Origin of the sequence: Galbibacter orientalis DSM 19592 (genome assembly GCF_000260115.1) — a bacterium.
Lineage (GTDB): Bacteria > Bacteroidota > Bacteroidia > Flavobacteriales > Flavobacteriaceae > Galbibacter > Galbibacter orientalis.
This window is the reverse complement of record NZ_JH651379.1, coordinates 2,812,146-2,835,680: the sequence shown is the minus strand read 5'-3', so window position 1 is coordinate 2,835,680 and position 23,535 is coordinate 2,812,146. Positions and strand designations below refer to the sequence as shown.

Genomic DNA, 23,535 nt, shown 5'->3' with positions numbered 1-23,535 from the left:
CTAATAAATTCCGTTAACTTTTGTAGGACAACAATAATATGTTTTATAAGTTTAAGCTACAGATTCACAGATTTATTTTTCTTCTCTTCTCTTATTAAGGTTATGGGTAAGGGAAGGCAAAAAAATATTTGTGAATTCGTGGCAGAAAAACTTTGCAGCCTAGGTATAGGAGATTTTTTAAATAAAAACCATTAATATCCGAATAAAATATAAGACCGCTTCGCTGTAAGAGAAAAGAAGAAGCACTAAATCTAAACTATTACAAAATGAGTAGTTTAAAGAAACAACATTACCAACTCCTTCTTTTTATTCATTTTTCTTGATAGTAAGGGGGAGGTATTTTAAAAACCTCTTTTAAACCTTGATATAAGTGGAGTCCAATAAATCCCGTTAACTTTTATCGGACAACAGTAATAAAAAATAGAAACTATATATTCATTAAATACTCATTAAGATTCTGTTCTGAGGTTAAGTCCAACTTTTTACGTAATCTGTATCTGTGGATTTCTACTCCTCTCACCGAAATACTCATAAGTGGTGCAATTTCTTTACTAGATAAATTCATTTTTAGATATGCACATAACTTTAAATCCTTAGAAGTAAGCTTATCTGGATGAAGTTGTAATAGGTTTTTGAAAAATGAATCGTGAATTTCATTAAAATTAGATTCAAAAATCTCCCAGTCGTTTGCGTTATTAATATTACGATCTACTTTTTTAAGGAGTTTATTAAAACGTACTTTATCAATTATTTCTGACTTAAAATGATTTAACTCTTCTTTTAAATCTACAAGAATCTCATTTTTCTTAGTCATCTCCATGGCGGTATTTGCCAATTCTTTAGTTTTCTTTTTTAACTCTTGTTCATGCTGTCTCTTCTCAATCTCATTAAGTTTTTTCTCATGCCTTAGTGCCTCTTCCTTTCTATTAAGCTCTTTTTGATGCTCAAACTGATCATCTAAATATTTTTTATGGCGAATTAAAACAAACTTATTCACCGTAAAAACTCCTACTATAATAATTGCTAAAATTCCTAATGCAAGAAGAATTCCCCAAACACCTAGATACCATGGTTTTTTTGTTTCCAACTCAAGTTTAATTCCTGTTTTGGAAATTTCTGTTTTCATTTTAGAGCGGATATCTATAGTAGTTTCTCCATAAGGCAAATTTGTAACTATAATTTTACCATTTTGTGCATCTCTATATTCTGTTTTTTCTCCATTAGACAAGCTATAAACAATAGAGTTATTTGTAAGAAAAGGAACAGAAGTTTCAATTATAATAGTATCTCGCGGCTTAAATACATGCAAACTATCTAAAGGCAAAGGGTTTCCGTTCTTTAAAACTCTATTTATTATGGGATTTTCATGTTTTTTATTTCCGCTAATCTTTTTTGTATTAACCGCTAGGATGTCGTTATATAATGCTATCTGAACTAATGAATCGTTTACCACAATGGCTCTTTCGTCATTTTTTAACAATCGATTTGCATAATACCTAGAAGGAATATAAAATTGAGAATTTTCATCATTTAACTGCTCTCGCATAAATAACATCCCATCCGCCTTTTTAAAAATAACAGGTTGCACTCCATCATCTGTAATTGGATAGGCCGCAGCATCTTTTCCTAAAATAGTTCTTAACGATTCAAAAGGTTCAATTTTTTGCTCTATAGGATTATAAACAAACCACTTATTATTGTTATAAAAAGCTATTTGTCCTTCTATTTTAAAAATTTTCACCAAATAAATATTTGATAACGCTGTATTATATTGCTCTTCTATTCGAAGAATTTTAGCGTAATCTTCAGAAAAATGAACTCTATAAATTCCTTTATAAGTATGAGCTACCCATGCAATATGGTCTTTTTCGAAAACTATTTTTTTAACAGGAAAATCTATTCCTTCTACATCATTTACCTTCCACTCTTTACCATTTTTTTTATAAAGTGTAAGTCCAGAATAATTTCCTTGTATATACGTATTTTGCTTTCCATCTATCTTCTTAAAAACGTAGCCTCCATTTTTATCAGAAATGACTTCCAATTTTTTATTTTTTATTTGATATGTTGCAAGATTATGCCCACAAACAATAACACCGTCAACCAGTGTTAAATCCCAAATATGTCCTTGAGAACCTTCAATAAATTCTATACTATCTTGGTTTCCTACATATACTCCTGTATTGGTAGCAATATAGGTTTGATTATTTAAAGAAACCATATCATAAACACCGCCAATATCGAGTTTAGAAGGGTTTAAATAATACGCATCAAAATGTATTGGAATTGCAGAGACTCCATTGTCTAATGAGAGCCATAAAATTCCTCTATCTGTAAATAAGCTTCCAAGAATGGTGTTGTTTTGAAGTCCATTTTGAACATTTAAATTGTAAAACTGTTCTGTCTTACGATTAAAAACATACATTCCATTTTTAATAGTTCCCAAGAAAATATAATCCTTGTTTATAGTTATTTTATTGAGCTGATTATGCTTCATCAACTCATTAAGAGGATGCTTCCAAGGTTTTAAACTATTATTATCCCATATAAAACAACCGTTAAGAGATGTTCCTATTATAATTTTATTGCCTTCAAAAGAAGCAATAGATTGTACTTTATAATCTTTTAAAAGTGTTGTTTGCTGCTGAAGTATTAATTCATCATCTATTAATTTATAGATCCCTTTATTCCTTCCAAAAACAAAAAATTCGCCATTAACTACATTAGCACCTAAAATGGTGGTTTCAGATTTTAGTACATTTATTTTTTCATTTTTATAAATAAATATGCCACTGAAGGATTTAAAAATTATAGCGTCTTTTAATTTGTAAATAGACCAAATAGATTCCGTTTCAATATTAGTTGCTGCTAATTGATTACTCAAACTAGTATATTGCAACTCTCCGGTGGATGTTTTTTCCCAAAATCCAAACTCCTCATAAGACCCAGTGTAAATTTTATTATCAAAATAAGCTACAGAGCGAACAATTGTTTTATTAGGCAATTCATAAAATCGCCAAGTATTGCCATCAAACTCTAGCAAACCTTCATTATTAGCTACATATAAATTCTTGTCTCCATATGCAATACCCCAGTTCTGGATTCCAGCCTGATAATCTCCTACATTAAAGTTATGAATAGGTGGTCTCCGCTGTCCATTTAATAGGAAAGAACAAAGTAGAATTGCTAGAATACTAAATTTATGGTAGCGTTGATAGAAGCTCATGCTTTGCGAAAATTTCTTTTAAAATACTAAAATCCTAAAAAAGGAATCGTAATTGTTATTCTTGAAAGTTTTAAATTGAAGCTATTCTTTTATCTTTACAACTAAATTTCAATTTAAAATTTTCAACGAAAATACACATAATGACTGAAAATCTTCTTTTAATAATTGTCGCATTTATATTTGCCATTGGTGGGATCTTTTTGGGTATCTATATTCAGAAATTAAAAAACAATAATACCCAAGGGGCTTTTGACGCCCAAGAAGCCCAATTATTAGAGCAAATAGCACAGTTAAAAAACAGTATAGAAAAAGAAGTTTTAGCAAAAGAAGCTATTAGACAAGAAAAAGATTCCCTTGCAATTCGGCTATCTAGAAAAGAAGTAGATTTTGATAATTTATTAGAGCGAAATAAAGAGCAAAAAGCAGAAGTAGAACAACTCCAAGTAAAGTTTGAAGAAAAATTTCAGGTTTTAGCTAATAAAATTTTAGAAGAGAAATCTCAGAAATTTACACTTCAGAATAAAGAAAATATAACAAATATTTTAACACCTCTTCAGGAGAAAATTCAACATTTTGAGAAACGAGTAGAAGACAGTAATAAGGAAAGTATTACCCGCCATTCTGCTTTACAAGAACAATTAAGAAACTTAAAAGACTTAAATCAGCAAATTACAAAAGAGGCTTCCAACCTTACCAAAGCGCTAAAAGGCGATACAAAAATGCAAGGAAATTGGGGAGAATTGGTGCTTGAGCGCGTCCTCGAAAAATCGGGTCTAGAAAAAGGAAGTGAATATACGGTGCAAAATAGTTTTACTACGGATGAAGGTAAACGTGTATTGCCTGATGTAATTATTCATTTACCAGATAATAAAAAAATGATTGTCGATTCAAAAGTTTCGTTAATTGCTTATGAACGTTATGTAAATGAAGAAGATGAAGATTTAAGGCCTGCTTTATTAAAAGAGCATGTAAATTCTATTAAAAAACACGTAGAGCAATTAAGTGCAAAGAATTATCACGACTTATACAAAATTGAAAGTCCTGATTTTGTATTACTCTTTATCCCTATGGAACCTGCCTTTGCCATAGCATCCCAACAAGAACCACAATTGTACAATATTGCTTTTGAAAAAAATATAGTTATTGTTACCCCTTCCACCCTTTTGGCAACACTACGCACCATTGACAGCATGTGGCAAAACGATAAACAACATAAAAATGCACTAGATATTGCTATCCAAGCCGGACGGCTGTACGATCAATTTAAAAACCTTTTAGACGATTTAGAAAAAGTAGGGAAACAGCTTAATACTGTTCAAACTTCCTACGCAAGTTCTATGACTAAACTTACAGGAAAAGGGAATCTGCTTGGACGTGTAGAAAAACTTAAAAAGTTAGGAGCCAAAGCAAGTAAGCAAATAGACCAGAAATGGCTAAATCGAGTTTCAGACGAGCAAGACGAATTGGATGAACTCCCTGCTTCTGATCAAAATAAATTACTATAAAACCACCTACCAATTTTTAAATTTGAATAACTAATTATCTTAAAATGACTCCAAAATTCAAGCCCGTAAGCGCTTCCACTGTTGAAATATCTGAACTCATGCTTCCCTCCCACTCTAATTTTAGTGGGAAAATCCATGGGGGATTCATACTTTCTCTTCTAGACCAAATAGCATTTGCATGTGCTTCAAAACATTCAGGATCTTATTGTGTTACAGCCTCTGTAGATACTGTAGATTTTTTAATGCCGATAGAAATTGGCGAATTAGTAACCATGAAAGCTTCCGTTAATTTTGTCGGAAATACATCTATCGTTATTGGAATTCGTGTTGAAGCTGAAAATATTAGAACTGGAGAAATCAAACATTGTAATTCTTCTTATTTTACAATGGTTGCCAAAGATGACGATGGTAAAAGTGTAAAAGTACCAGGTCTTATTTTAAAGACAGAAAACGATTTAAAACGTTTTTTTAAGAGTATCAAACGAAACCAACTGAGAAAAGAGCGCCATGACTATGCTAATAAATTGGATTATACAGTTAACCAACTGATCCATGAATTAGAAGGTTATAATGTTCAAATAGATTTGTAATTTATCGATTTAAAAAACGATATCTCTGTTTATCGTTTAAATAAGCGATAAGATTAATTATCGTTAAAATAGACGATATTTGTATATATCGTTAAAAAACACGATATTTGATGCTCCCGGGTAAAAACCCAATATATTATGACAAGTATTATAACAGGAGATATTATTAATTCTAGGGAAATAAAAAATCCCGAAGAATGGTTAGCACCCTTAAAAGAAATTTTTTATAACATCGATTCTTCAAATAAGTATTGGGAAATTTATAGAGGAGACAGTTTTCAAATAGAAATAAGAGATTGGTATCAAGCTTTTGAAATGGCTGTATTGATAAAAGCTACTATAAAAAGTATAAAGGCGCTAGATGTACGTATGGCAATTGGAGTTGGAGAGAAAACACACAAAGCCAAACGTATTTCTGAATCTAATGGAAGTGCTTTTATTTATTCTGGAGAAGAGTTTGAAAAACTAAAACAAAATAAGGTCAATTTGGCAATAAAAACGGCTAATAACGAGTTAAATAAAGAGTTAAATCTATATTTTAAACTTGCTTTAATTGCCATGGATAATTGGACAAAAAAATCGGCAGAAATTGTAACACTTTCCATCAAAAATCCTGAATTGCCTCAAGAGGAATTAGGGAATATTATAGGAATTAAGCAAAATACTGTGAGCGAACATTTAAAAAGAGCATCGTTTGAAGAAATTATGGAAGTTGATAAAATGTATCGCCATAAAATAAGCACTTTATAAAACAGCAAAAATGGAGTTATTTTTAAAACTATTCTTAGCGCATCTATTAGGAGACTTTACATTTCAATCAAAAAAATGGGTCGTAGAAAAAGAAGAAAAGAAACTAACTTCAGGAAAACTTTATTTACATATACTCCTCCATACGCTGCTAGCTTTTTTATTTATTTGGGATCTAAGTTTATGGTATATCCCTTTAATTATAGGAGTTTCACACTTTTTTATTGATGCTGGAAAGCTTTTATTTCAAACCGAAAAATCTAAAAGACTTTTATTTTTTATTGATCAAATTTTACACATATTAGTAATTTTCATTATCAGTAAATTACAAGGATCCTTAAATTTCAACTTAGATATTTTAAGCAGCACACAAACATTACTTGTTATTACGGCTATATTATTTCTAACACAGCCTACTTCAATTTTAATAAAAACATTAATCTCAATTTACACTCCTAAAACAGAAATGGATAAAGGAGATTCCTTAGAAAATGCAGGAAAATATATTGGGATGCTAGAGCGTTTACTTGTTTTTACTTTTATTGCTACAAACCATTGGGAAGGAGTAGGTTTTTTAATTGCAGCCAAATCGATTTTTAGATTTAGCGATCTCACAGAGGCTAAAGATCGAAAACTTACCGAGTATATATTAATTGGAACCCTCCTTAGTTTTGGAATAGCCATTGTTATTTCTCTATTGTTTATTTTTCTACTGAAGTAAACTCTTTTAACCAGTAACTAGTGTAGGAATATTCAAACCTCTATTAACGAGGCGTATTCAGAAAATTAGTGTATTCCAAGATTATTCCATACAATCTACTATTCAAGAAAAAATATGGAAAAAACTAACAGTAATATCTGTGGATACAATAATATTAATTTAGCGCTCACGTTTAAACGAAAAAACAGTACGTATTTGCCTTTTCTAGGCATACCAAATAAAAAAAGCGCTCCATTTCTTGAGCGCTTTTATGCATGATTTTATAATTACTTTAATCGGTCTTTAACATATTCTATTTCCGTTTTATAATGTGGCAGTGGTTTTCCATCTTCATCCAGATTTACCATAATAATTTTATCAATTGTAATTATGGTTTGTCTAGTCATTTTATTACGAACCTCACAACTCAATGTTAAGGATGTTTTTCCAAATTTTTTAACCTCTATCCCTATTTCAATAATATCTCCTTTTCTAGCAGAAGAGATAAAATTTATTTCAGACATATATTTAGTTACCACATAATTATTCTCAAGCTGAATAATACTATATAGTGCAGCTTCTTCATCTATCCATGCTAATAATTTCCCTCCAAAAAGGGTTTCATTGGCATTTAAATCTTCTGGTTTTACCCATTTTCTAGTATGAAACCTCATTGTTATTTTTTCTAAAAATATTAATAATTATTTTGCTACTACTGCAGAAAACATCCAAACCAATTTTTCTTGCTCAGTAATATAATCACTCATTAAAGATACTGTTCCTTCATCATTTATTTCGGAAGCAACTGCTAAAATTTCTCGTTCTATAATAAGTAGCTGCCTCAATCCGTCTAAAACAGTATTAACAGCCGCAACACTATCAAAAACATTTTCAACTTCTTCTATTTTTGAAATTTTAGTATAGACTTTATAAGAATGTAATGGTGTTACCCCTAAAGTTAAAATACGCTCCGCAACTTCATCTATATTTTCTAAAGAACCATTATACAACTCCTCAAACTTTTCATGTAATACAAAAAAATCTTTCCCTTTAATATTCCAATGCAAACCTCTCACGTTCATATAAAATATTTGATAGTTTGCTAAAAGCTCATTTAACTTTTCTGCTGTATTTTTAGACCCTTCATGGGTTAATCCTATTTTATTTAACTCTTGTAAATTCATTTTATATCTGTTTATTTTTCTGTATGCAAGATACTTGATAAGCTATAAATAGAAAAATACTATCGATATGTTATTTTTATATAATAATAATTTATAGTTATTGCGAATTCTATAAAAAAGTATGTTATACTAAGTAACTACCTCAGGACAAGCCCACAAGGTATTCAAAGGAAGTAAATTTAACTTAGAAGCGAAACTATACTTTTTCAATTAAATAAAATTATTACCTTACTTTCATTATTTTTCTCACTTTAAACCAATTTAAATGGATCCACATTTACCCTCAAAAAAAGCATTAAGTAAGTATGTTTTTCTCACAAGTATTTTATGGTTAGTATTTTTTTCAATTAAAGTTCAAGCCCAAGGGTTTGAAGGTTATTATAGATACCCAAACATACATAACAATACTATTATTTTTACTGCGGAAGGAGATTTATGGAAAGTTTCTATCCAAGGAGGATTGGCTCAAAAAATTACTTCACATTTGGAGGAAGAAATAGCTCCTGCAATTTCTCCAGACGGAAAGTTAATTGCATATTCTGCTAGTTATGAAGGTCCAACAGAAGTTTATACAATTCCTATAGATGGTGGAATTCCTACACGATGGACTTACGAAAGTGATTTTTCTTTAGTAAATGGGTGGACTCCTAATCAAGAGTTAGTTTATGATACCAGAGCCTACTCTACCTTACCTAACAGACAACTAGTTGCTATTAACTTAACTTCAAAAGAGAAAAAAGTTATCCAATTAAGTCAGGCAAGTGAAGCTTCTTTTAGTGATGACGGAAAAACCGTTTTTTTTGTTACTCCAGCCTATCATGGTAATGTTACCAAAAGATACAAAGGTGGAACAGCAAGACAGGTTTGGAAGTATACAGAAGGAGCACCAGAAGCCATCAAACTAACTACAGATTATCTAGGAGAAAGTCATCATCCTATGTTTTTTAATAATCGAGTTTACCATATTACAGATCGAGATGGAACAATGAATATTTGGTCTGTAAACCTTAATGGAAAAGACCTACAACAGCATACTTTTCATAAAGATTTTGACATTAGGTATGCAAAACAAAACCAAGGAAATATTGTTTATCAAAGAGGAGCAGATATATGGGTATACAATATTAAAGAAAACACCGATAAAAAAATCAATATAAAAATTGTATCAGATTTAGAGCAACTTCAAGAAAAATGGGAAGAAAATCCTAAAAAATATATTACAGCTGTAGAACCAGATTATTCTGGAGAAAAAATTGTGGTTACTTCTAGGGGAAGGATCTTTGTTTTTCCTACTAAAAGCGGAAGAACTATAGATTTTACTAATAAAAGTAATGTTAGATATAGAGATGCTGTTTTTTCTACTGATGGTAAAAATATATATGCTTTATCTGATGAATCTGAAGAATTTGAATTTGTTTCATTACCCGCAAATGGCATTGGAGAAGCAAAACAAATTACAAAAAACGGAAGCGTTTTACGCTATGCCGGTATTCCTTCTCCCGATGGTAAATTTATAGCCTACGATGATTTAGAAAACAGACTTTTTATTTTAAATATCTCTTCTGGAGAAAGTGTTGAAATTCCTACTAAACATGAAGGAATTGGCTCTTTCTCATGGTCGCCAGACAGTAAGTATTTGGCATACGTGCAAACAGCTTATAACACCATGAATCAACTATACATTTATAATATAAGCTCAAAAGATAACTTTCCAATTACTACTGATAGAGCTAATGATAAAAACCCACAATGGAGTGATGACGGAAAATACATATATTTCCTTTCCGATAGAAGCTTTACTTCCTTAGTTGGTTCTCCATGGGGCACCAGACAACCAGAGCCGTATTTTGATGCGAGCGAAAAAATATATTGTATTCCTTTACAAAAAGATACTAAAACTGCTTTTGCCGAAGAGAATGAGTTAACTGTTGATTCAGAGAAAAAGGAAGAGGAAGAGAAAGAGAAAGAGAAAGAAACTGAATTGAGCGTTAAAATAGATACTCAAAATATTATAAATAGAGTCTATGAGCTTCCTATAAAACCTGGAAATTATAGCAATTTAGCGGTTACAAAAAATGCTTTATATTTTACTGTAAGAGAAACTGGTGTAGACGCCAAAACTCATTTGGCTTCAGTAAAAATAAGCAACGAAACTCAGAAAGTAGACGTTATTATAAATGATATTCAGAACTTTAAGTTATCTGGAGATAAGTCTAAAATCTTACTAAAAAAAAGCAACAAATACTATATGTTTGAAGCTACTACAAAAAAAGTAAGTGATTTAAGCGAGAATGAAATAGACCTAAGTAATTGGAAATTTCCTATCTCTCCAAAAGAAGACTGGAAACAAATTTTTACAGATGCTTGGAGAATGGAAAGAGACTATTTCTATGATCAAAATATGCATGGTGTAAATTGGGACGCTATGCATAAAAAGTACGCTCCACTACTGGAAAGAATTACTACTAGAGAAGAACTTTCAGACTTAATTGGAAGGTATGTTGGAGAGCTTTCTGCTTTACATACAAGCGTTCGAGGAGGCGATTTAAGAGAGGATAAAGAAGATGTTTCGGTGGCTAGCTTAGGTGCTATTTTTAGTAGAGATCCAAAAAATAACGGATATAGAATTGAACATATTTACAAAGCAGATCCAGATTATCCTGATGAAAAATCTCCTTTAGACGATCCTTATTTAAATATTAATACTGGAGATATTATAACTGCAGTTAATGGGAATGCGGCATTGGAGGTTTTAGATATTGGAGCTTTGATTCGCAATAAGCAAGAAAAGCAAGTTAGACTTACTGTTAAAAGTAAATCTGGAACTAAAGATATAATTGTAAAACCAATTAAAAATGAATACAGTTTACGTTACAGAGACTGGGAATATTCTAGAAGATTAGAAGTTGAAAATAAAACAGATAGCAAGGTTGGGTATGTGCATTTGCAGGCTATGACTGCGCCAGATCTTAACCAATGGTATAGAGAATTCTATCCTGTTTTTGACCGACAAGGACTCATTATTGATGTTAGAAATAATAGAGGTGGAAATATAGAAAGTTTTATTTTAGAAAAACTACTCCGCAAAGCATGGATGTATTGGAAACAAAGATCTGGAAAACCCTATTGGAATATGCAATACGCATTTAGAGGTCATATTGTAATTTTGGTTAATGAAAATACTGCTTCAGACGGAGAAGCTTTTGCAGAAGGTTTTAGAAAATTAAATCTCGGAAAAGCTATTGGAACCAGAACATGGGGAGGAGAAATATGGCTTAGCGGCGTCAATCAGCTATCGGATAACGGAATTGCAAGAGCTCCAATGATGGGAGTATATAATAATGAAGGTGAATGGGTTATAGAAGGACATGGTTTCGAGCCAGATATTGAAGTTAACAATTTACCACATGCTACTTTTAACGGTAAGGATGCGCAATTAGAGGCTGCTATTAATCATTTAATGGAATTAATTAAAAAAGATCCACGTTTAGTTCCAGATCCGCCCGCATATCCAGATAAGTCGTTTAATAATAAGTAATTATAATCAATACTACATCATTAAGAGGTCTAAAAAGTAATTAAACTCTAAATGTCATCCTGAGCTTGTCGAAGGATTATTTAGAGTTTAATTATTTTTTAGACAGCCTCTTATTATTCTTAATCCATTTCGACGTGGAACCCTTCAAGATATTCAGGACAGGCTCTGGTGAATAAAACCCTCAATGAGAGATTCAAAAAGTTAAAATTAAAACTTTAACAAACTTTAACTTGTCAAATTGACAAAATACTATTCTTTTTGAAGATTCTATAAGTTCTTAGCAATCCCTATAACTAAAATTTATAACAAACCTATTTAAATACCTGCTAATTAGTACTCCTTATGAAAATTAAACATATTATCTACCTCCTATTACTTATTGGTATTGGCGGACTTATTGCCTATCGAATAAATAAAAACAATAATGAAAATGGTAGCAATTCCAAAGCTAAAAACAGCGCCCCTGTTACCGTAAAAGGAATGATTTTAAAACCGCAAGAATTCAAAGATAATTTATCGCTTTCGGGCTCTTTAGAGGCAAATGAGCAAGTAGATATCCGAAGTGAGGTTACTGGGGTTGTTCAAAGTATTAATTTTGATGAAGGAAGTAAAGTTAACGAAGGACAAATATTAATTAAGGTTAATGATATTGAATTACGTGCACAATTATCTAAAGTAGAAACCGCACAAAAATTAGCTTCAGAAAATGAAAGGAGAGCCAAACTTCTCCTAGAAAAACAAGCCATAAGTCAGGAAGAATATGATGTAGCTAGTGCCGATTTTCAATCTGCCAAAGCCGAATCTGATTTGATAGCCGCGCAACTTTCTAAAACTTCTATCCGAGCTCCATTTTCTGGAACTATTGGATTACGCTCTATTTCTAAAGGAAGTTATGTTACCCCAACTACAATGATTGCTAAACTAGTAAACACTACTAAATTAAAACTTACATTTTCTATTCCTGAAAAATATGCTTCTAGAATGAGACTAAATGGAGCATTTACATTTACAACTACCAGTTCTAATAAAGAATATACCGCAGAAATTTACGCCATAGAACCAGAAGTTGATATTGCTACCAGAACTTTAAAAATACGAGCCATAACAGATAATTCTGAAGGAAATTTATACCCTGGAATGTATGTAAATGTACTTTTACCTTTAGAAACCGTTCCAGATGCATTAATGGTTCCCACCGAAGCATTAATCCCTATTCAGAATGGTAAAAAAATATTTGTGGCTCATAATGGTAAAGCGCAAGAGATAGAAGTTAAAACGGGATCACGAACTGCTAATTCAATCCGAATAATTTCTGGACTTAAGTCTGGAGATACCATTTTAACATATGGAGTAATGGCCATTAATAACGGCACTCCTATTAAAGTTAATTTAACCCAAGACGCTAGTTCAGAAACCCCATGAATCTTTCTACCTTAAGCATAAAACGGCCTGTTCTTACCATTGTAATGAACATTACCATTATTCTATTTGGAATAATTGGTTATACTTTTTTAGGGATTCGAGAGTTCCCTTCTATTGATCCTGCACAAGTATCTGTTAGAACCAATTATGCTGGTGCAAATGCAGATATTATTGAATCTCAGATTACAGAACCACTAGAAAAATCTATCAACTCAATTGATGGTATTAGAAATATTACCTCTTCGAGTATTCAAGGTTCTAGTAGAATAAATATTGAATTCAATTTAGATAAAAACTTAGAAGAAGCAGCTAATGATGTGCGCGATAAAGTATCGCAAGCAGTACGTAGTCTCCCAGACGATATAGATGCGCCACCAGTAGTTTCAAAAGCGGATGCAGATGCGCAACGGATTTTATCAATGACCGTACAGAGCGATACTAAAAACATCCTTGAACTTTCTGATTATGCAGAAAATGTTATTGCACAACGTATAGAAACCATTCAGGGAGTAAGTAGTGTACAAATTTGGGGACAAAGAAAGTACGCCATGCGCCTATGGATAGACCCTATAAAACTTGCATCTTATGGTGCTACAGTTGGAGATGTACGTACCGCACTTTTAGCGCAAAATGTAGAACTTCCGTCAGGAAAATTAACTGGTAACAATACAGAACTAACAGTAAAAACTATTGGAAATCTTTCTACTGAAGAAGGATTTGACAATATTATTATTTTAGCTGATGGTGAAAAAGTAGTTCGTTTTAGCGATGTAGGAAAAGCCACTTTAGAAGGTGAAAATATGGAGACCAAAATGAGCGATTCTGGTCAGCCTATGGTTGCTGTAGCTGTAATTCCACAGCCAGGTACAAATTATCTTGATATAGCGGATGCTTTTTATAAAGAATACGAACAGCTTAAAAAAGATCTTCCTGAAGGTTTTAAATTGAATGTAGTAATTGACGACACTGTTTTCGTGAAAAAAGCGGTTACTGAAGTTGCTGAAACTCTATTAATTTCTATCATTCTTGTTGTTTTAGTAATTTTCTTATTCTTCAGAAATTGGTCAATGGCGCTTCGTCCATTAATAGATATTCCTGTTTCTTTAATTGCTACATTTTTTATAATGTGGGCATTAGGATATTCCATAAATGTACTCACCCTTTTAGCTATTGTTTTAGCAACTGGATTGGTGGTAGATGACGGAATTGTAGTTACCGAAAACATTTATAAAAAGGTGGAAGAAGGGATGAGTCCTATAGAAGCTGCTATAAAAGGTTCTAATGAAATTTTCTTTGCTGTAATTTCTATCTCTGTAACCTTAGCTGCTGTTTTTCTTCCTGTTATTTTCCTTGAAGGCTTTGTTGGTCGCTTATTTAGAGAGTTTGGGGTTGTACTTGCTGCAGCTGTTTTAGTATCGGCATTTGTATCGTTAACTCTTACCCCGATGCTGAATGCGTATTTAATGAAAGGTGGAAAACAAAAACATACTAAATTCTACAATCTTACCGAGCCTTATTTTATTCAGATGAATAAAAGCTATGCCAGTTCTTTAAGTAGTTTTATGAAACGTAAATGGTTGAGTTTTCCGATCTTATTAGTCTGCATTGGAATGATTGGCCTTTTTTACAACATCCTGCAAAAAGAAACAGCTCCTTATGAAGACCGTGGTTTTGTAAGTTTAAGTATTACAGCTCCAGAAGGTTCTTCTTATGAATATATGGATCAATATATGACCCATATTACTAAGCTTATAAACGATTCTGTTCCAGAAAAAAAAGTGAGTTTAATTCTTACCTCTCCTGGTTTTGGATCTTCTTCTGTAAATAGTGGAAGAGCGTTTATAGCTTTAAAGGATATTCATGAAAGAGAGCGCTCTCAACATGAAATTGCAGATAATCTTGGAGATTGGACCAAAAGTTATGTTGGAGCAAAAACAAATGTTTCCGAAAAACCTACCATTTCTGTTAACAGAAGAGGCGGTCCTCCTATTCAATATATTATTCAAGCACCAAATTTTGAAAAGTTAGAAGAAAAGATTCCTGAATTTATGAAGGAAGCCGAAAAAAACCCTACTTTTTCATATACCGATGTTGACCTTAAATTTAATAAACCCGAAATTTATGTAACCATTAATAGAGAAAAAGCAGAAAGCTTAGGAGTTTCTGTTAGAGATGTTGCTCAAACATTACAACTCTCTCTTAGTGGACAACGCTTCGGATATTTTTTGATGAATGGAAAACAATATCAGGTAATAGGTCAATTTGATAAAAAAGATAGAAATGCACCTACAGATTTAACTTCAATCTTTGTTAAAAATAAAGATGGCCTTTTAATTCAGCTTGATAATTTAGTAACCACATCAGAGCATAGTAGTCCGCCACAATTATTCCATAACAATAGATATTTATCTGCTACAGTGTCTGCTAATTTAGCTCCCGGAATGAGTATTAGTGATGGGATTGACGCTATGAATTCTATTAAAGAAAAAGTATTGGATGAGTCGTTTACTACCGATTTGGGTGGAGAATCTAGAGATTTTGTTGAAAGTAGCTCCAATACTATGTATGCTTTTGGATTGGCTTTATTATTAATTTTCTTGATTTTGGCAGCCCAATTTGAGAGTTTTATAGACCCATTAATTATAATTCTTACAGTTCCAATGGCAGTTGCTGGAGCTATGTTCTCCTTATGGATTTTCGGTCAAACTTGGAATATTTTTAGCCAAATAGGAACTATTATGCTTATTGGATTAGTTACCAAAAACGGAATTCTAATTGTTGAATTTGCCAATCAATTAAGAGAAGAAGGGATTCCAAAAGGCGAGGCTATTATCCAAGCTGCAGAATCGAGACTACGCCCTATTTTAATGACGAGTCTTACAATTGCCTTAGGTGCATTGCCTATTGCTTTATCGCTTGGAGCTGCTTCTACTAGTAGAATTGGAATGGGAGTTGTTATTATTGGAGGAACTATGTTTTCCTTAGTTCTAACATTATTTATTATTCCTGCTATTTATTCCATGTGGTCCAGAAATAAAAAACATAGACCTGAATTTGATGCGCTAGAAAACCTATAAAAATGAACAAACAATTTTCCATATTATTACTTTTAGTTTTTATTGTATGCTACGGAAGGGCACAAGAAACTCTTTCCGCAGAAAATGCTATACAAATTGCGCTAGAAAACAATTACGAAATTAGACTTGCAAAAAACGATTTAGAAATTGATGAAATTAGTACTTCTCTAGGTTTTGCTGGAATGTTGCCTCAAGTATATGGTACCCTAAACGACAATAATAGCATTCAGAATTTATCGCAAGTACGTTCAGACGGAACTGAAAACTCATTAGAAGATGCAAAAAATAATAGCTTAAGCTATGGAGTTGCTATGGATTGGACTCTTTTTGATGGTTTTAAAATGTTTGCAAAGTATGACCAACTCAAAGAAAATAAAAAGCTTGGAGATGTTGAACTACAAAAATCAATCCTCACCAATGTTAGTAATGTTTTAATAACGTATTACGATCTTGTTCAGCAACAGCAACAGCTTTCTGCTTTGGATAGCACGCTAGTGATCTCTCAGCAACGTGTGGATCTTGCCCAAAATAGATTTACCATTGGAAAAGCTTCTAAACTAGAAGTTTTAAATGCAAAAGTAGATTTAAATACAGACCAAACATTAATGCTCCGTCAAAAAGAGCTTTATGCAAATACAAAAGTAGAACTAAATCAACTTCTAGCTCGTGATGAAAAAACCGCATTTAAAGTAGTTGATGAAATTCTTGTTGATAATAGTTTGTTTCTCCCTAATCTTGAAACCACAGCAAAAGAAAACAATCCAGAGTTGATGGCTCAGGTTATAAATAAACGAATTGCAGAACTCGATTTAAAGCAGACTCGTGCATTAAGATACCCTACCCTAGTTGCAACTACTGGGTATAATTTTAGCGATTCTGAATCTAGTTTAGGATTTACAACGAGTTCTTCTGCTCATGGATTAAATTATGGTTTTAGAGTGAATGTAAATGTATTTGATGGTTTCAATCAAAACAGAAGTGAAAAAATAGCTAAACTGAAAATAGATAACAGCAAACTTCTTATTGAACAACAAGAAAAAGCTTTATTATCTCAACTAAGCATAGCTTACCAAACCTATCAAACTAATTTAGACCTTATAGAATTAGAGCAAAATAATGAAGCCATTGCAAAAGAAAACTTGGAAATAACAATGCAGAAATATCGTATTGGAGCTATTCCTACTATAGAATTTAGAACAGCTCAGCTTAATTATATAAATGCACAATTACGATTTAGCAATGCTAATTTTCAAGCTAAACTATCAGAAATAGCTTTAAAAGCCCTATCTGGAAGTTTACCTTTATAGTTATTACAAACATAGTATCGTTAATAGCTTGGGCGTAAAATAAATCTTACAACACTACTAAAAACATAAGTATTTTTAAAAAAGACTTTCGTAAGTTTGGTATAATTCAACTTAAAAAGTAAAAAATGAAGGTATTTCGTTTCCTTTCCATTCTTTATATTGGAATTTTAACTACACAATGTAAAGAAAATAAAACAGCAACTTCTGAAGTTCTTGAATCTAAAGAAACCGCTACTATTGCTATTGAAAAACCTAAGGATATTAAAACTCCAGAAGGCATGGTTTGGATTCCTGGAGGCAGTTATACCCAAGGTGCAAGAAGTGATGATAAGTTTGCTTTAAATCATGAAAAACCTGCGCATCCTGTGGAAGTAGATGGCTTTTTTATGGATGTTACCGAAGTTACAAATGATGAATATGCAAAGTTTGTAGCCGCTACCGGATACAAAACTGTAGCGGAAAGAGCAATTGAATGGGAAGAGATAAAGAAACAAGTTCCTCCTGGAACTCCTAAGCCTCACGATTCTATTCTCCAACCGGGTTCACTTATCTTCAAAAAAACAAAAACAAGTGTGCCTAATTTATACGATTTTTCTCAATGGTGGGAATGGAAAATTGGTGCCGATTGGAAGCATCCTAAAGGCCCTGATAGTTCTATTGAAGGAAAAGGAGATTACCCTGTAGTACATATAGCTTATGAAGATGCAATAGCCTATTGTGAATGGGCAGGAAGAAGACTTCCTACAGAATCGGAATGGGAATTAGCCGCTCATGGAGGGGTTAATAACTCAATGTATGCTTGGGGAGAAGATAAATCAAAATTAACCGCTCAAGCAAATACATGGAATGGAGAATTTCCTACAACTAACAACAAAGCTGACGGTTATGAAAACAAAGCACCCGTAAAATCTTTTCCTCCAAACGCATATGGACTTTATGAAATGTCTGGAAATGTTTGGGAATGGACTCAAGATTGGTTTAATGTAAACTATTACGGAGAAATGTTAGAACAAGGTCTTGTTGTAAATCCTCAAGGAGCAACTAAAGCCTACAACCCAAACAATCGTTATGTTCAGGAAAAAGTAATTAAAGGAGGGTCTTTTTTATGTAGCGATACGTACTGTTCTAGTTACCGCATTTCTGCAAGAATGGCTACAGCCCTAGATTCTGGACAGGAGCACCTTGGTTTTAGAACTGTTGCTACTCCAGAAATGTTAAAAACAAAATAAGAAATTATTCTATTTCTTTAATTTTAATAATGGGCTTATGCTCAATAATGAAATTACAAGAATTAGCTATAAAACAATATTCATTTGCTTTATGATGTAGTTTTATAGCTTTTTCTTTTATAGAAATGTCGGAAACTGTAACAATAGGATTCAGAATTACCTTGGTAAATTTTCCACTACCATTTTTTTCTTCTTCCATAACTCCATAAGCAGTATCAGTATAATTCAACACTTCAATCCCAGAAGTGGCACAAAAATGTAAATACCAAAGCATATGGCAACTAGCTATAGACGATAGAAACAAATCTTCAGGATTATGCCGTTCCATATCTCCCCTAAAAGCAACATCCGAAGAGGCTAAAATAGTAGGTTTCCCTTCAATCGATACTATATGATTTCGGGAATAAGATTTATAATCTTTTGTACTCCCTCCCTGCGCTACAGGCCACAATATTGATGCTTTGTATTCGTGCTTCTTATTCATTATAAAAAATTAAAGCCATAAAATTAGCTAACCTTTTTATATAACACAACCAAGAAGTAAACTATCTCAGAGAAGCCACTAGGTATTCTCTCGAAAAACTTTTAACTCATTTTAACGCAGAGCTCTTGGACAAGCTCAAAACAAACTTCGGAGAATTAAACCCTCTGTGAAGGATTTAAATAAATCACTATTTGATTAAACTATCGTTATATAACTAAATAAAATTACGCTAATCATCTAGAAATACTTAATTTTATACTTTCTAACGTCTTTTTGAAATTCATAAATATTTTTAAGTGAAAATAGGAATAACAGCCGACCATGCAGGATTTGAGAAAAAAGAAGAATTAAAACAACTTTTAAAGGACAATAAGTATTCTTTTGAAGATTTCGGCGCTTTTTCTTACGATGCTACTGATGATTATTCTGATATTATTATTCCTTTAGCCAAAGCTATTTCAGAAGGAAAAATAGAAAGAGGAATTGCCATCTGTGGAAGCGGGGTTGGGGTTTCTATTGCTGCTAATAAATTTTCGGGGGTTCGTGCTACGTTAATTACCGAAAATTATTCTGCTCATCAAGGTGTTGAGCATGACAACATGAATCTTATGTGCCTTGGAGGACGTGTAATTGGTTCTGCTTTAATTTGGGAGCTCACAGAAACTTTTTTAAATGCCACCTTCCATGAAGAAGAACGCTTTAAAAGAAGATTAAATAAGGTTTTAGAAATTGAAAAAAATAACTTTAAAGAAATAAATTAACAATAGTAGGTTATGGAAAATTTTGATTTTGGTATGGTTGGTCTTGGTGTTATGGGAAGAAATCTTTTGCTAAATATGGCAGATCATGGTTTCTCTGTTGCAGGTTTAGACCTAGATGCCGAAAAAGCAGCTTCCCTTGAAAATGAAGCCGACGAAAAACATACAATTAAAGGAACTACAGATACTAAAGAGTTTATTCAACTTATAAAAAAACCAAGAGCTATTATGCTTTTGGTTCCAGCAGGAAAACCTGTAGACAGCGTTATTAATTCAATTTTACCACATTTAGAAGAAGGTGATATTGTTGTTGACGGAGGGAATTCTTACTTTGAAGATACCAATAGACGTGTTAAAGAATTAAATGCAAAAGGTATTAATTACTTCGGAATGGGGATTTCTGGAGGTGAAAAAGGAGCTCGTTTTGGCCCTAGTATGATGCCTGGTGGAAATGAAAATGCATACGAAAGATTACGCCCTATTTTTGAGGCAGTAGCTGCAAAAGTAGATGGAGAGCCTTGTGTTACTTACCTCGGAAGTGGCTCGGCAGGAAACTATGTTAAAATGGTTCATAACGGTATTGAGTACGCTATTATGCAGCTTATCGCCGAAACTTATGATGTTTTAAAACGTGGATATAATTTTGAAGATAACGAGCTTCAACAGGTGTTTGAAACTTGGAATCAAGGAGCGCTACAATCGTACCTCATAGAAATTACAGCTGCAATTCTTAAAAAAGAAGACACTATTACCGGAAAACGTTTAGTTAGTCTTATTTCTGATACTGCAAAATCTAAAGGAACTGGAAAATGGACCTCACAAAATGCAATGGATATTCAAGCTCCAGTGCCATCTATAGATTTGGCTGTAACTATGCGAGATATATCTAAATATAAAGAAGAGCGTGTTAAAGCAGCTACTATGTATCCATGGAATGGAGACGCAAAAGATGTTAGCAATCAAAATCTAGTAGCGCTATTTAAAGATGCTTTCCATTTTGCTATGGTAACCATTTATGCACAAGGAATGGCACAATTAACTATTGCTTCCAAAGAGTTTAATTATGGCTTAAATTTAGAAGAAGTTGCTAAAATTTGGCGTGGTGGATGTATTATACGTGCTGCCGTTTTAGAAGATTTTAGAAAAGCATATAAAGCAGATAAAAACTTACCAAACTTATTGCTCGACAGTAGTCTTGCTTCTACTTTAAATACACAGCAAAAAGCAATAAGAGAAGTAGTAAAAATTGGAATCGACAAAGGAATCCCTATGTCTGTTTACAATACAACCCTTGCTTATTTTGATGCGTATAGAAGTGAAGTATTACCTACCAACCTTATACAGGCGCAAAGAGATTATTTTGGTGCACACACCTACGAACGAATAGATCAAGAAGGTATTTTCCACACAGAATGGGATGAAAAATAGCATTCTGTAAATTAATAAAAATATGAAAACGAATAAAAAGGTAACCCCTACAGTTATTGTAATATTTGGTGGTACTGGCGATCTTGCTAAAAGAAAACTTATTCCTGCATTTTACAATCTTTTTATAGAAAATTGGATGCCTGAAAATTTTGCGATTTACGGGTTAGGAAGAACAGAATTAAGCAACGATGAGTATAGAGATAATCTACATGAAGGACTCGCTGAATTTTCGAGAAGCGGTGCTCCAGAAGATAAACAATGGAATACATTTAAAGAATCGCTTCATTATTTCACTTCCAATATTAACGATGCTCAATCTTATACAGATTTACTTAAAGAAATCGAAGCATATGATGATACTTGGGGAGTAAGAGCTAACCGATTATTTTACTTGTCTGTTTCGCCTAGATTTATAGAAACTGCAACTCAAAATATTAGTGGTTCTGGTCTAGCCTGCGATAAAACAAAAGATAGAATTATTGTTGAAAAACCTTTTGGATACGATAAAGCATCGGCTGTAGAACTTAATCAAATGCTTACTAAAACATTTGATGAAGAACAGATTTTTAGAATTGACCATTACCTTGGTAAAGAAACTGTACAAAATATTCTTGCTTTCCGTTTTGCTAATACCTTATTCGAACCGCTTTGGAACAGAAACTATATCGATTCTGTACAAATTACAGTAGCCGAAGAAGTTGGTGTGGAAGATCGAGGCGGATATTATGAAGGTGCTGGAGCCTTGCGAGATATGATTCAAAATCATTTATTGCAAATACTTTGTATGGTAGCTATGGAGCCGCCTGCTTCTTTTGATGCAGAGGAAATCCGTAGTAGAAAGTACGATGCCTTAAAAGCCATCCGAAGAATAAAACCCGAAGAAGTACATCATTACGCAGTTCGTGGACAATATGGAGAGGGTTGGATAAAAGGCGAGAAAGCTCCAGGATATAGAAACGAAAATGGGGTAGACAAAAACTCCAATACCGAGACGTATGCTGCTATAAAGTTTTACCTAGATAACTGGAGATGGCAAAATGTTCCTTTCTACCTAAGAACAGGAAAACGCATGCAAGAAAAAACATCTTCTATTACCATTCAGTTTAAACCTGTTCCTCATGCGTCCTTTCCGGCAACGCAAGTAGATAGCATTAAACCTAATAGACTTACCATTAATATCCAACCACAAATGGATATTAGATTACGTTTTATGACTAAAAGAACTGGTTTAGAAATGAATTTGAATCCTTCGGAAATGATTTTTGACTACGACACAGGGTCAAATCAAACTCCAGAAGCCTACGAAACTTTACTCCTAGATGCTATGGTTGGAGATACCACTCTTTTTATGAGATCTGATCAAATTGAAGAAGCTTGGGATGTTATCTCTACTATTCAGGAAGCTTGGAAAAATAGAGATTCTCTAGATTTCCCTGATTATCCTGCAGGAAGCTGGGGACCAGAAACAGCCGAAGCATTAATTGCTCGAAATGGACATGTTTGGGCAGTAAATAAACATTCAAACGACAAAAAATAATGATTCAAGTTTTTGAAAATACAGATAATTTAAATACCCAATTAGCCGATTTATTTGTTGAAAAAGCTACAAACGCTATTAAAACAAAAGGTAAATTTACAGTTGCATTAACTGGAGGTTCTTCTCCTGCTGAACTTCATCGTTTACTTGCCTCTGATGCTTATAAAAACAAAATAAATTGGAATAAAGTATTTGTTTTTTGGGGCGATGAGCGCTGGGTTCCTTTAAATGATGAAAAAAGTAATGCTGGAGCGGCTATAAAAAATTTTTTAAACCATATTCCTATTCCTAAAGAAAACATCTTTCCTATGTGGAAAGAAGGCATTGAACCTCAAGTCTATGCTAAGGAATACGAAGCTATTTTAGAAGATCATTTAGAATTAGGAGATATTTTTGACCTTATTATACTTGGAATGGGAGACGACGGACATACAGCCTCTTTATTCCCTAATCAAGAAATTATTTTAAAAGAAAAAGAAAAGAAGGTTGCTGCTTATTTCTTAGCTCCTCAAGACATGTACCGAATTACACTTACAGTACCATTAATTAATAAAGCAAAACAAATTGTTTTTATTGTTTTTGGAGAGAAAAAATCTAATGCTCTTTATGAAGTTCTTCAAGGAGAACGAAATAGCAACTTATACCCTTCTCAGCTTATAAATGAAGACGACGGCAACGTAACTTGGATGGTAGATAAAGCAGCTGCGAGTAAGCTAAGCTTATAAAAAAATTACACTATTATAAAAAACGTGGTTGTTTAAAAAAGCAATATGTAGTTATCGAACTAGGCTTTTCGCATAGTT

17 protein-coding genes are annotated in these 23,535 nt (G+C 32.8%); 13 read left to right on the top strand and 4 right to left on the bottom strand.

The window, feature by feature from the left end:
- Positions 1 to 427: 427 nt before the first annotated feature.
- The gene (locus JOOMADRAFT_RS12475) at positions 428 to 3,226 is read right to left on the bottom strand and encodes a helix-turn-helix and ligand-binding sensor domain-containing protein (RefSeq protein WP_008613897.1); all 2,799 of its coding nucleotides are present in this window, start codon (positions 3,224 to 3,226) and stop codon (positions 428 to 430) included.
- A 140-nt stretch (positions 3,227 to 3,366) separates the two neighbouring features.
- Here JOOMADRAFT_RS12475 and rmuC point away from each other — a divergent pair, with 140 nt between their 5' ends.
- The 4 genes from rmuC to JOOMADRAFT_RS12455 all read left to right on the top strand — a co-directional run bounded on the left by rmuC (position 3,367) and on the right by JOOMADRAFT_RS12455 (position 6,789).
- Positions 3,367 to 4,731 carry a DNA recombination protein RmuC gene (rmuC, locus tag JOOMADRAFT_RS12470; RefSeq protein WP_008613896.1) on the top strand — a complete coding sequence of 455 codons (1,365 nt, stop codon included), beginning with the start codon at positions 3,367 to 3,369 and terminating at the stop codon, positions 4,729 to 4,731.
- Between the two features lie 44 nt (positions 4,732 to 4,775).
- On the top strand, positions 4,776 to 5,321 hold the full coding sequence (locus tag JOOMADRAFT_RS12465; RefSeq protein WP_008613895.1) for an acyl-CoA thioesterase: 546 nt from the start codon (positions 4,776 to 4,778) through the stop codon (positions 5,319 to 5,321).
- A gap of 138 nt (positions 5,322 to 5,459) precedes the next feature.
- Positions 5,460 to 6,071, top strand: a complete 612-nt coding sequence (locus JOOMADRAFT_RS12460) for a hypothetical protein (RefSeq protein WP_008613894.1) — start codon at positions 5,460 to 5,462, stop codon at positions 6,069 to 6,071.
- A gap of 10 nt (positions 6,072 to 6,081) precedes the next feature.
- Complete coding sequence (locus JOOMADRAFT_RS12455; RefSeq protein WP_008613893.1) at positions 6,082 to 6,789, top strand: DUF3307 domain-containing protein; 708 nt, start codon at positions 6,082 to 6,084, stop codon at positions 6,787 to 6,789.
- 266 nt (positions 6,790 to 7,055) lie between these two features.
- On the opposite strand, the gene JOOMADRAFT_RS12450 is transcribed toward JOOMADRAFT_RS12455, so the two are convergent.
- Positions 7,056 to 7,442: an acyl-CoA thioesterase gene (locus JOOMADRAFT_RS12450; protein WP_008613892.1), complete on the bottom strand. Its 387-nt coding sequence runs from the start codon at positions 7,440 to 7,442 to the stop codon at positions 7,056 to 7,058.
- A 27-nt stretch (positions 7,443 to 7,469) separates the two neighbouring features.
- On the bottom strand, positions 7,470 to 7,952 hold the full coding sequence (locus tag JOOMADRAFT_RS12445) for a Dps family protein (protein WP_008613891.1): 483 nt from the start codon (positions 7,950 to 7,952) through the stop codon (positions 7,470 to 7,472).
- A gap of 265 nt (positions 7,953 to 8,217) precedes the next feature.
- Here JOOMADRAFT_RS12445 and JOOMADRAFT_RS12440 point away from each other — a divergent pair, with 265 nt between their 5' ends.
- The 5 genes from JOOMADRAFT_RS12440 (at position 8,218) to JOOMADRAFT_RS12420 (ending at position 18,525) form a co-directional block, all read left to right on the top strand.
- Positions 8,218 to 11,490, top strand: a complete 3,273-nt coding sequence (locus JOOMADRAFT_RS12440; protein ID WP_008613890.1) for a S41 family peptidase — start codon at positions 8,218 to 8,220, stop codon at positions 11,488 to 11,490.
- Positions 11,491 to 11,832: 342 nt separating this feature from the next.
- On the top strand, positions 11,833 to 12,912 hold the full coding sequence (locus tag JOOMADRAFT_RS12435; RefSeq protein ID WP_008613888.1) for an efflux RND transporter periplasmic adaptor subunit: 1,080 nt from the start codon (positions 11,833 to 11,835) through the stop codon (positions 12,910 to 12,912).
- Positions 12,909 to 15,989: an efflux RND transporter permease subunit gene (locus JOOMADRAFT_RS12430; protein ID WP_008613887.1), complete on the top strand. Its 3,081-nt coding sequence runs from the start codon at positions 12,909 to 12,911 to the stop codon at positions 15,987 to 15,989. Before JOOMADRAFT_RS12435 ends, JOOMADRAFT_RS12430 begins: the two co-directional genes overlap by 4 nt.
- Positions 15,990 to 15,991: 2 nt before the next feature.
- Positions 15,992 to 17,296 (top strand): TolC family protein, encoded by a 1,305-nt coding sequence (locus tag JOOMADRAFT_RS12425; protein WP_008613886.1) that lies wholly within the window; start codon positions 15,992 to 15,994, stop codon positions 17,294 to 17,296.
- Positions 17,297 to 17,421: 125 nt separating this feature from the next.
- Positions 17,422 to 18,525 (top strand): formylglycine-generating enzyme family protein, encoded by a 1,104-nt coding sequence (locus JOOMADRAFT_RS12420; RefSeq protein WP_008613885.1) that lies wholly within the window; start codon positions 17,422 to 17,424, stop codon positions 18,523 to 18,525.
- 4 nt (positions 18,526 to 18,529) lie between these two features.
- Here the strand turns inward: JOOMADRAFT_RS12420 and JOOMADRAFT_RS12415 are convergent, their stop codons facing one another.
- Positions 18,530 to 19,009 (bottom strand): OsmC family protein, encoded by a 480-nt coding sequence (locus JOOMADRAFT_RS12415; RefSeq protein ID WP_008613884.1) that lies wholly within the window; start codon positions 19,007 to 19,009, stop codon positions 18,530 to 18,532.
- Positions 19,010 to 19,305: 296 nt separating this feature from the next.
- Here JOOMADRAFT_RS12415 and JOOMADRAFT_RS12410 point away from each other — a divergent pair, with 296 nt between their 5' ends.
- The 4 genes from JOOMADRAFT_RS12410 to pgl are packed head-to-tail and all read left to right on the top strand — an operon-like array spanning position 19,306 to position 23,457.
- Positions 19,306 to 19,770: an RpiB/LacA/LacB family sugar-phosphate isomerase gene (locus tag JOOMADRAFT_RS12410; RefSeq protein ID WP_008613883.1), complete on the top strand. Its 465-nt coding sequence runs from the start codon at positions 19,306 to 19,308 to the stop codon at positions 19,768 to 19,770.
- A 12-nt stretch (positions 19,771 to 19,782) separates the two neighbouring features.
- Positions 19,783 to 21,195: an NADP-dependent phosphogluconate dehydrogenase gene (gene gndA, locus JOOMADRAFT_RS12405; RefSeq protein WP_008613881.1), complete on the top strand. Its 1,413-nt coding sequence runs from the start codon at positions 19,783 to 19,785 to the stop codon at positions 21,193 to 21,195.
- Positions 21,196 to 21,217: 22 nt separating this feature from the next.
- The gene (zwf, locus tag JOOMADRAFT_RS12400; RefSeq protein WP_008613879.1) at positions 21,218 to 22,732 is read left to right on the top strand and encodes a glucose-6-phosphate dehydrogenase; all 1,515 of its coding nucleotides are present in this window, start codon (positions 21,218 to 21,220) and stop codon (positions 22,730 to 22,732) included.
- Positions 22,732 to 23,457, top strand: a complete 726-nt coding sequence (gene pgl / locus JOOMADRAFT_RS12395; protein WP_008613877.1) for a 6-phosphogluconolactonase — start codon at positions 22,732 to 22,734, stop codon at positions 23,455 to 23,457. The genes zwf and pgl overlap by 1 nt, the downstream gene beginning before the upstream one ends.
- Positions 23,458 to 23,535 lie beyond the last annotated feature (78 nt).

Coding starts and splice junctions, on each gene's coding strand:
- JOOMADRAFT_RS12475 (WP_008613897.1), bottom strand. CDS start 3,226: ATGAGCTTCTATCAACGCTACCATAAATTTAGTATTCTAGCAATTCTA.
- rmuC (WP_008613896.1), top strand. CDS start 3,367: ATGACTGAAAATCTTCTTTTAATAATTGTCGCATTTATATTTGCCATT.
- JOOMADRAFT_RS12465 (WP_008613895.1), top strand. CDS start 4,776: ATGACTCCAAAATTCAAGCCCGTAAGCGCTTCCACTGTTGAAATATCT.
- JOOMADRAFT_RS12460 (WP_008613894.1), top strand. CDS start 5,460: ATGACAAGTATTATAACAGGAGATATTATTAATTCTAGGGAAATAAAA.
- JOOMADRAFT_RS12455 (WP_008613893.1), top strand. CDS start 6,082: ATGGAGTTATTTTTAAAACTATTCTTAGCGCATCTATTAGGAGACTTT.
- JOOMADRAFT_RS12450 (WP_008613892.1), bottom strand. CDS start 7,442: ATGAGGTTTCATACTAGAAAATGGGTAAAACCAGAAGATTTAAATGCC.
- JOOMADRAFT_RS12445 (WP_008613891.1), bottom strand. CDS start 7,952: ATGAATTTACAAGAGTTAAATAAAATAGGATTAACCCATGAAGGGTCT.
- JOOMADRAFT_RS12440 (WP_008613890.1), top strand. CDS start 8,218: ATGGATCCACATTTACCCTCAAAAAAAGCATTAAGTAAGTATGTTTTT.
- JOOMADRAFT_RS12435 (WP_008613888.1), top strand. CDS start 11,833: ATGAAAATTAAACATATTATCTACCTCCTATTACTTATTGGTATTGGC.
- JOOMADRAFT_RS12430 (WP_008613887.1), top strand. CDS start 12,909: ATGAATCTTTCTACCTTAAGCATAAAACGGCCTGTTCTTACCATTGTA.
- JOOMADRAFT_RS12425 (WP_008613886.1), top strand. CDS start 15,992: ATGAACAAACAATTTTCCATATTATTACTTTTAGTTTTTATTGTATGC.
- JOOMADRAFT_RS12420 (WP_008613885.1), top strand. CDS start 17,422: ATGAAGGTATTTCGTTTCCTTTCCATTCTTTATATTGGAATTTTAACT.
- JOOMADRAFT_RS12415 (WP_008613884.1), bottom strand. CDS start 19,009: ATGAATAAGAAGCACGAATACAAAGCATCAATATTGTGGCCTGTAGCG.
- gndA (WP_008613881.1), top strand. CDS start 19,783: ATGGAAAATTTTGATTTTGGTATGGTTGGTCTTGGTGTTATGGGAAGA.
- zwf (WP_008613879.1), top strand. CDS start 21,218: ATGAAAACGAATAAAAAGGTAACCCCTACAGTTATTGTAATATTTGGT.
- pgl (WP_008613877.1), top strand. CDS start 22,732: ATGATTCAAGTTTTTGAAAATACAGATAATTTAAATACCCAATTAGCC.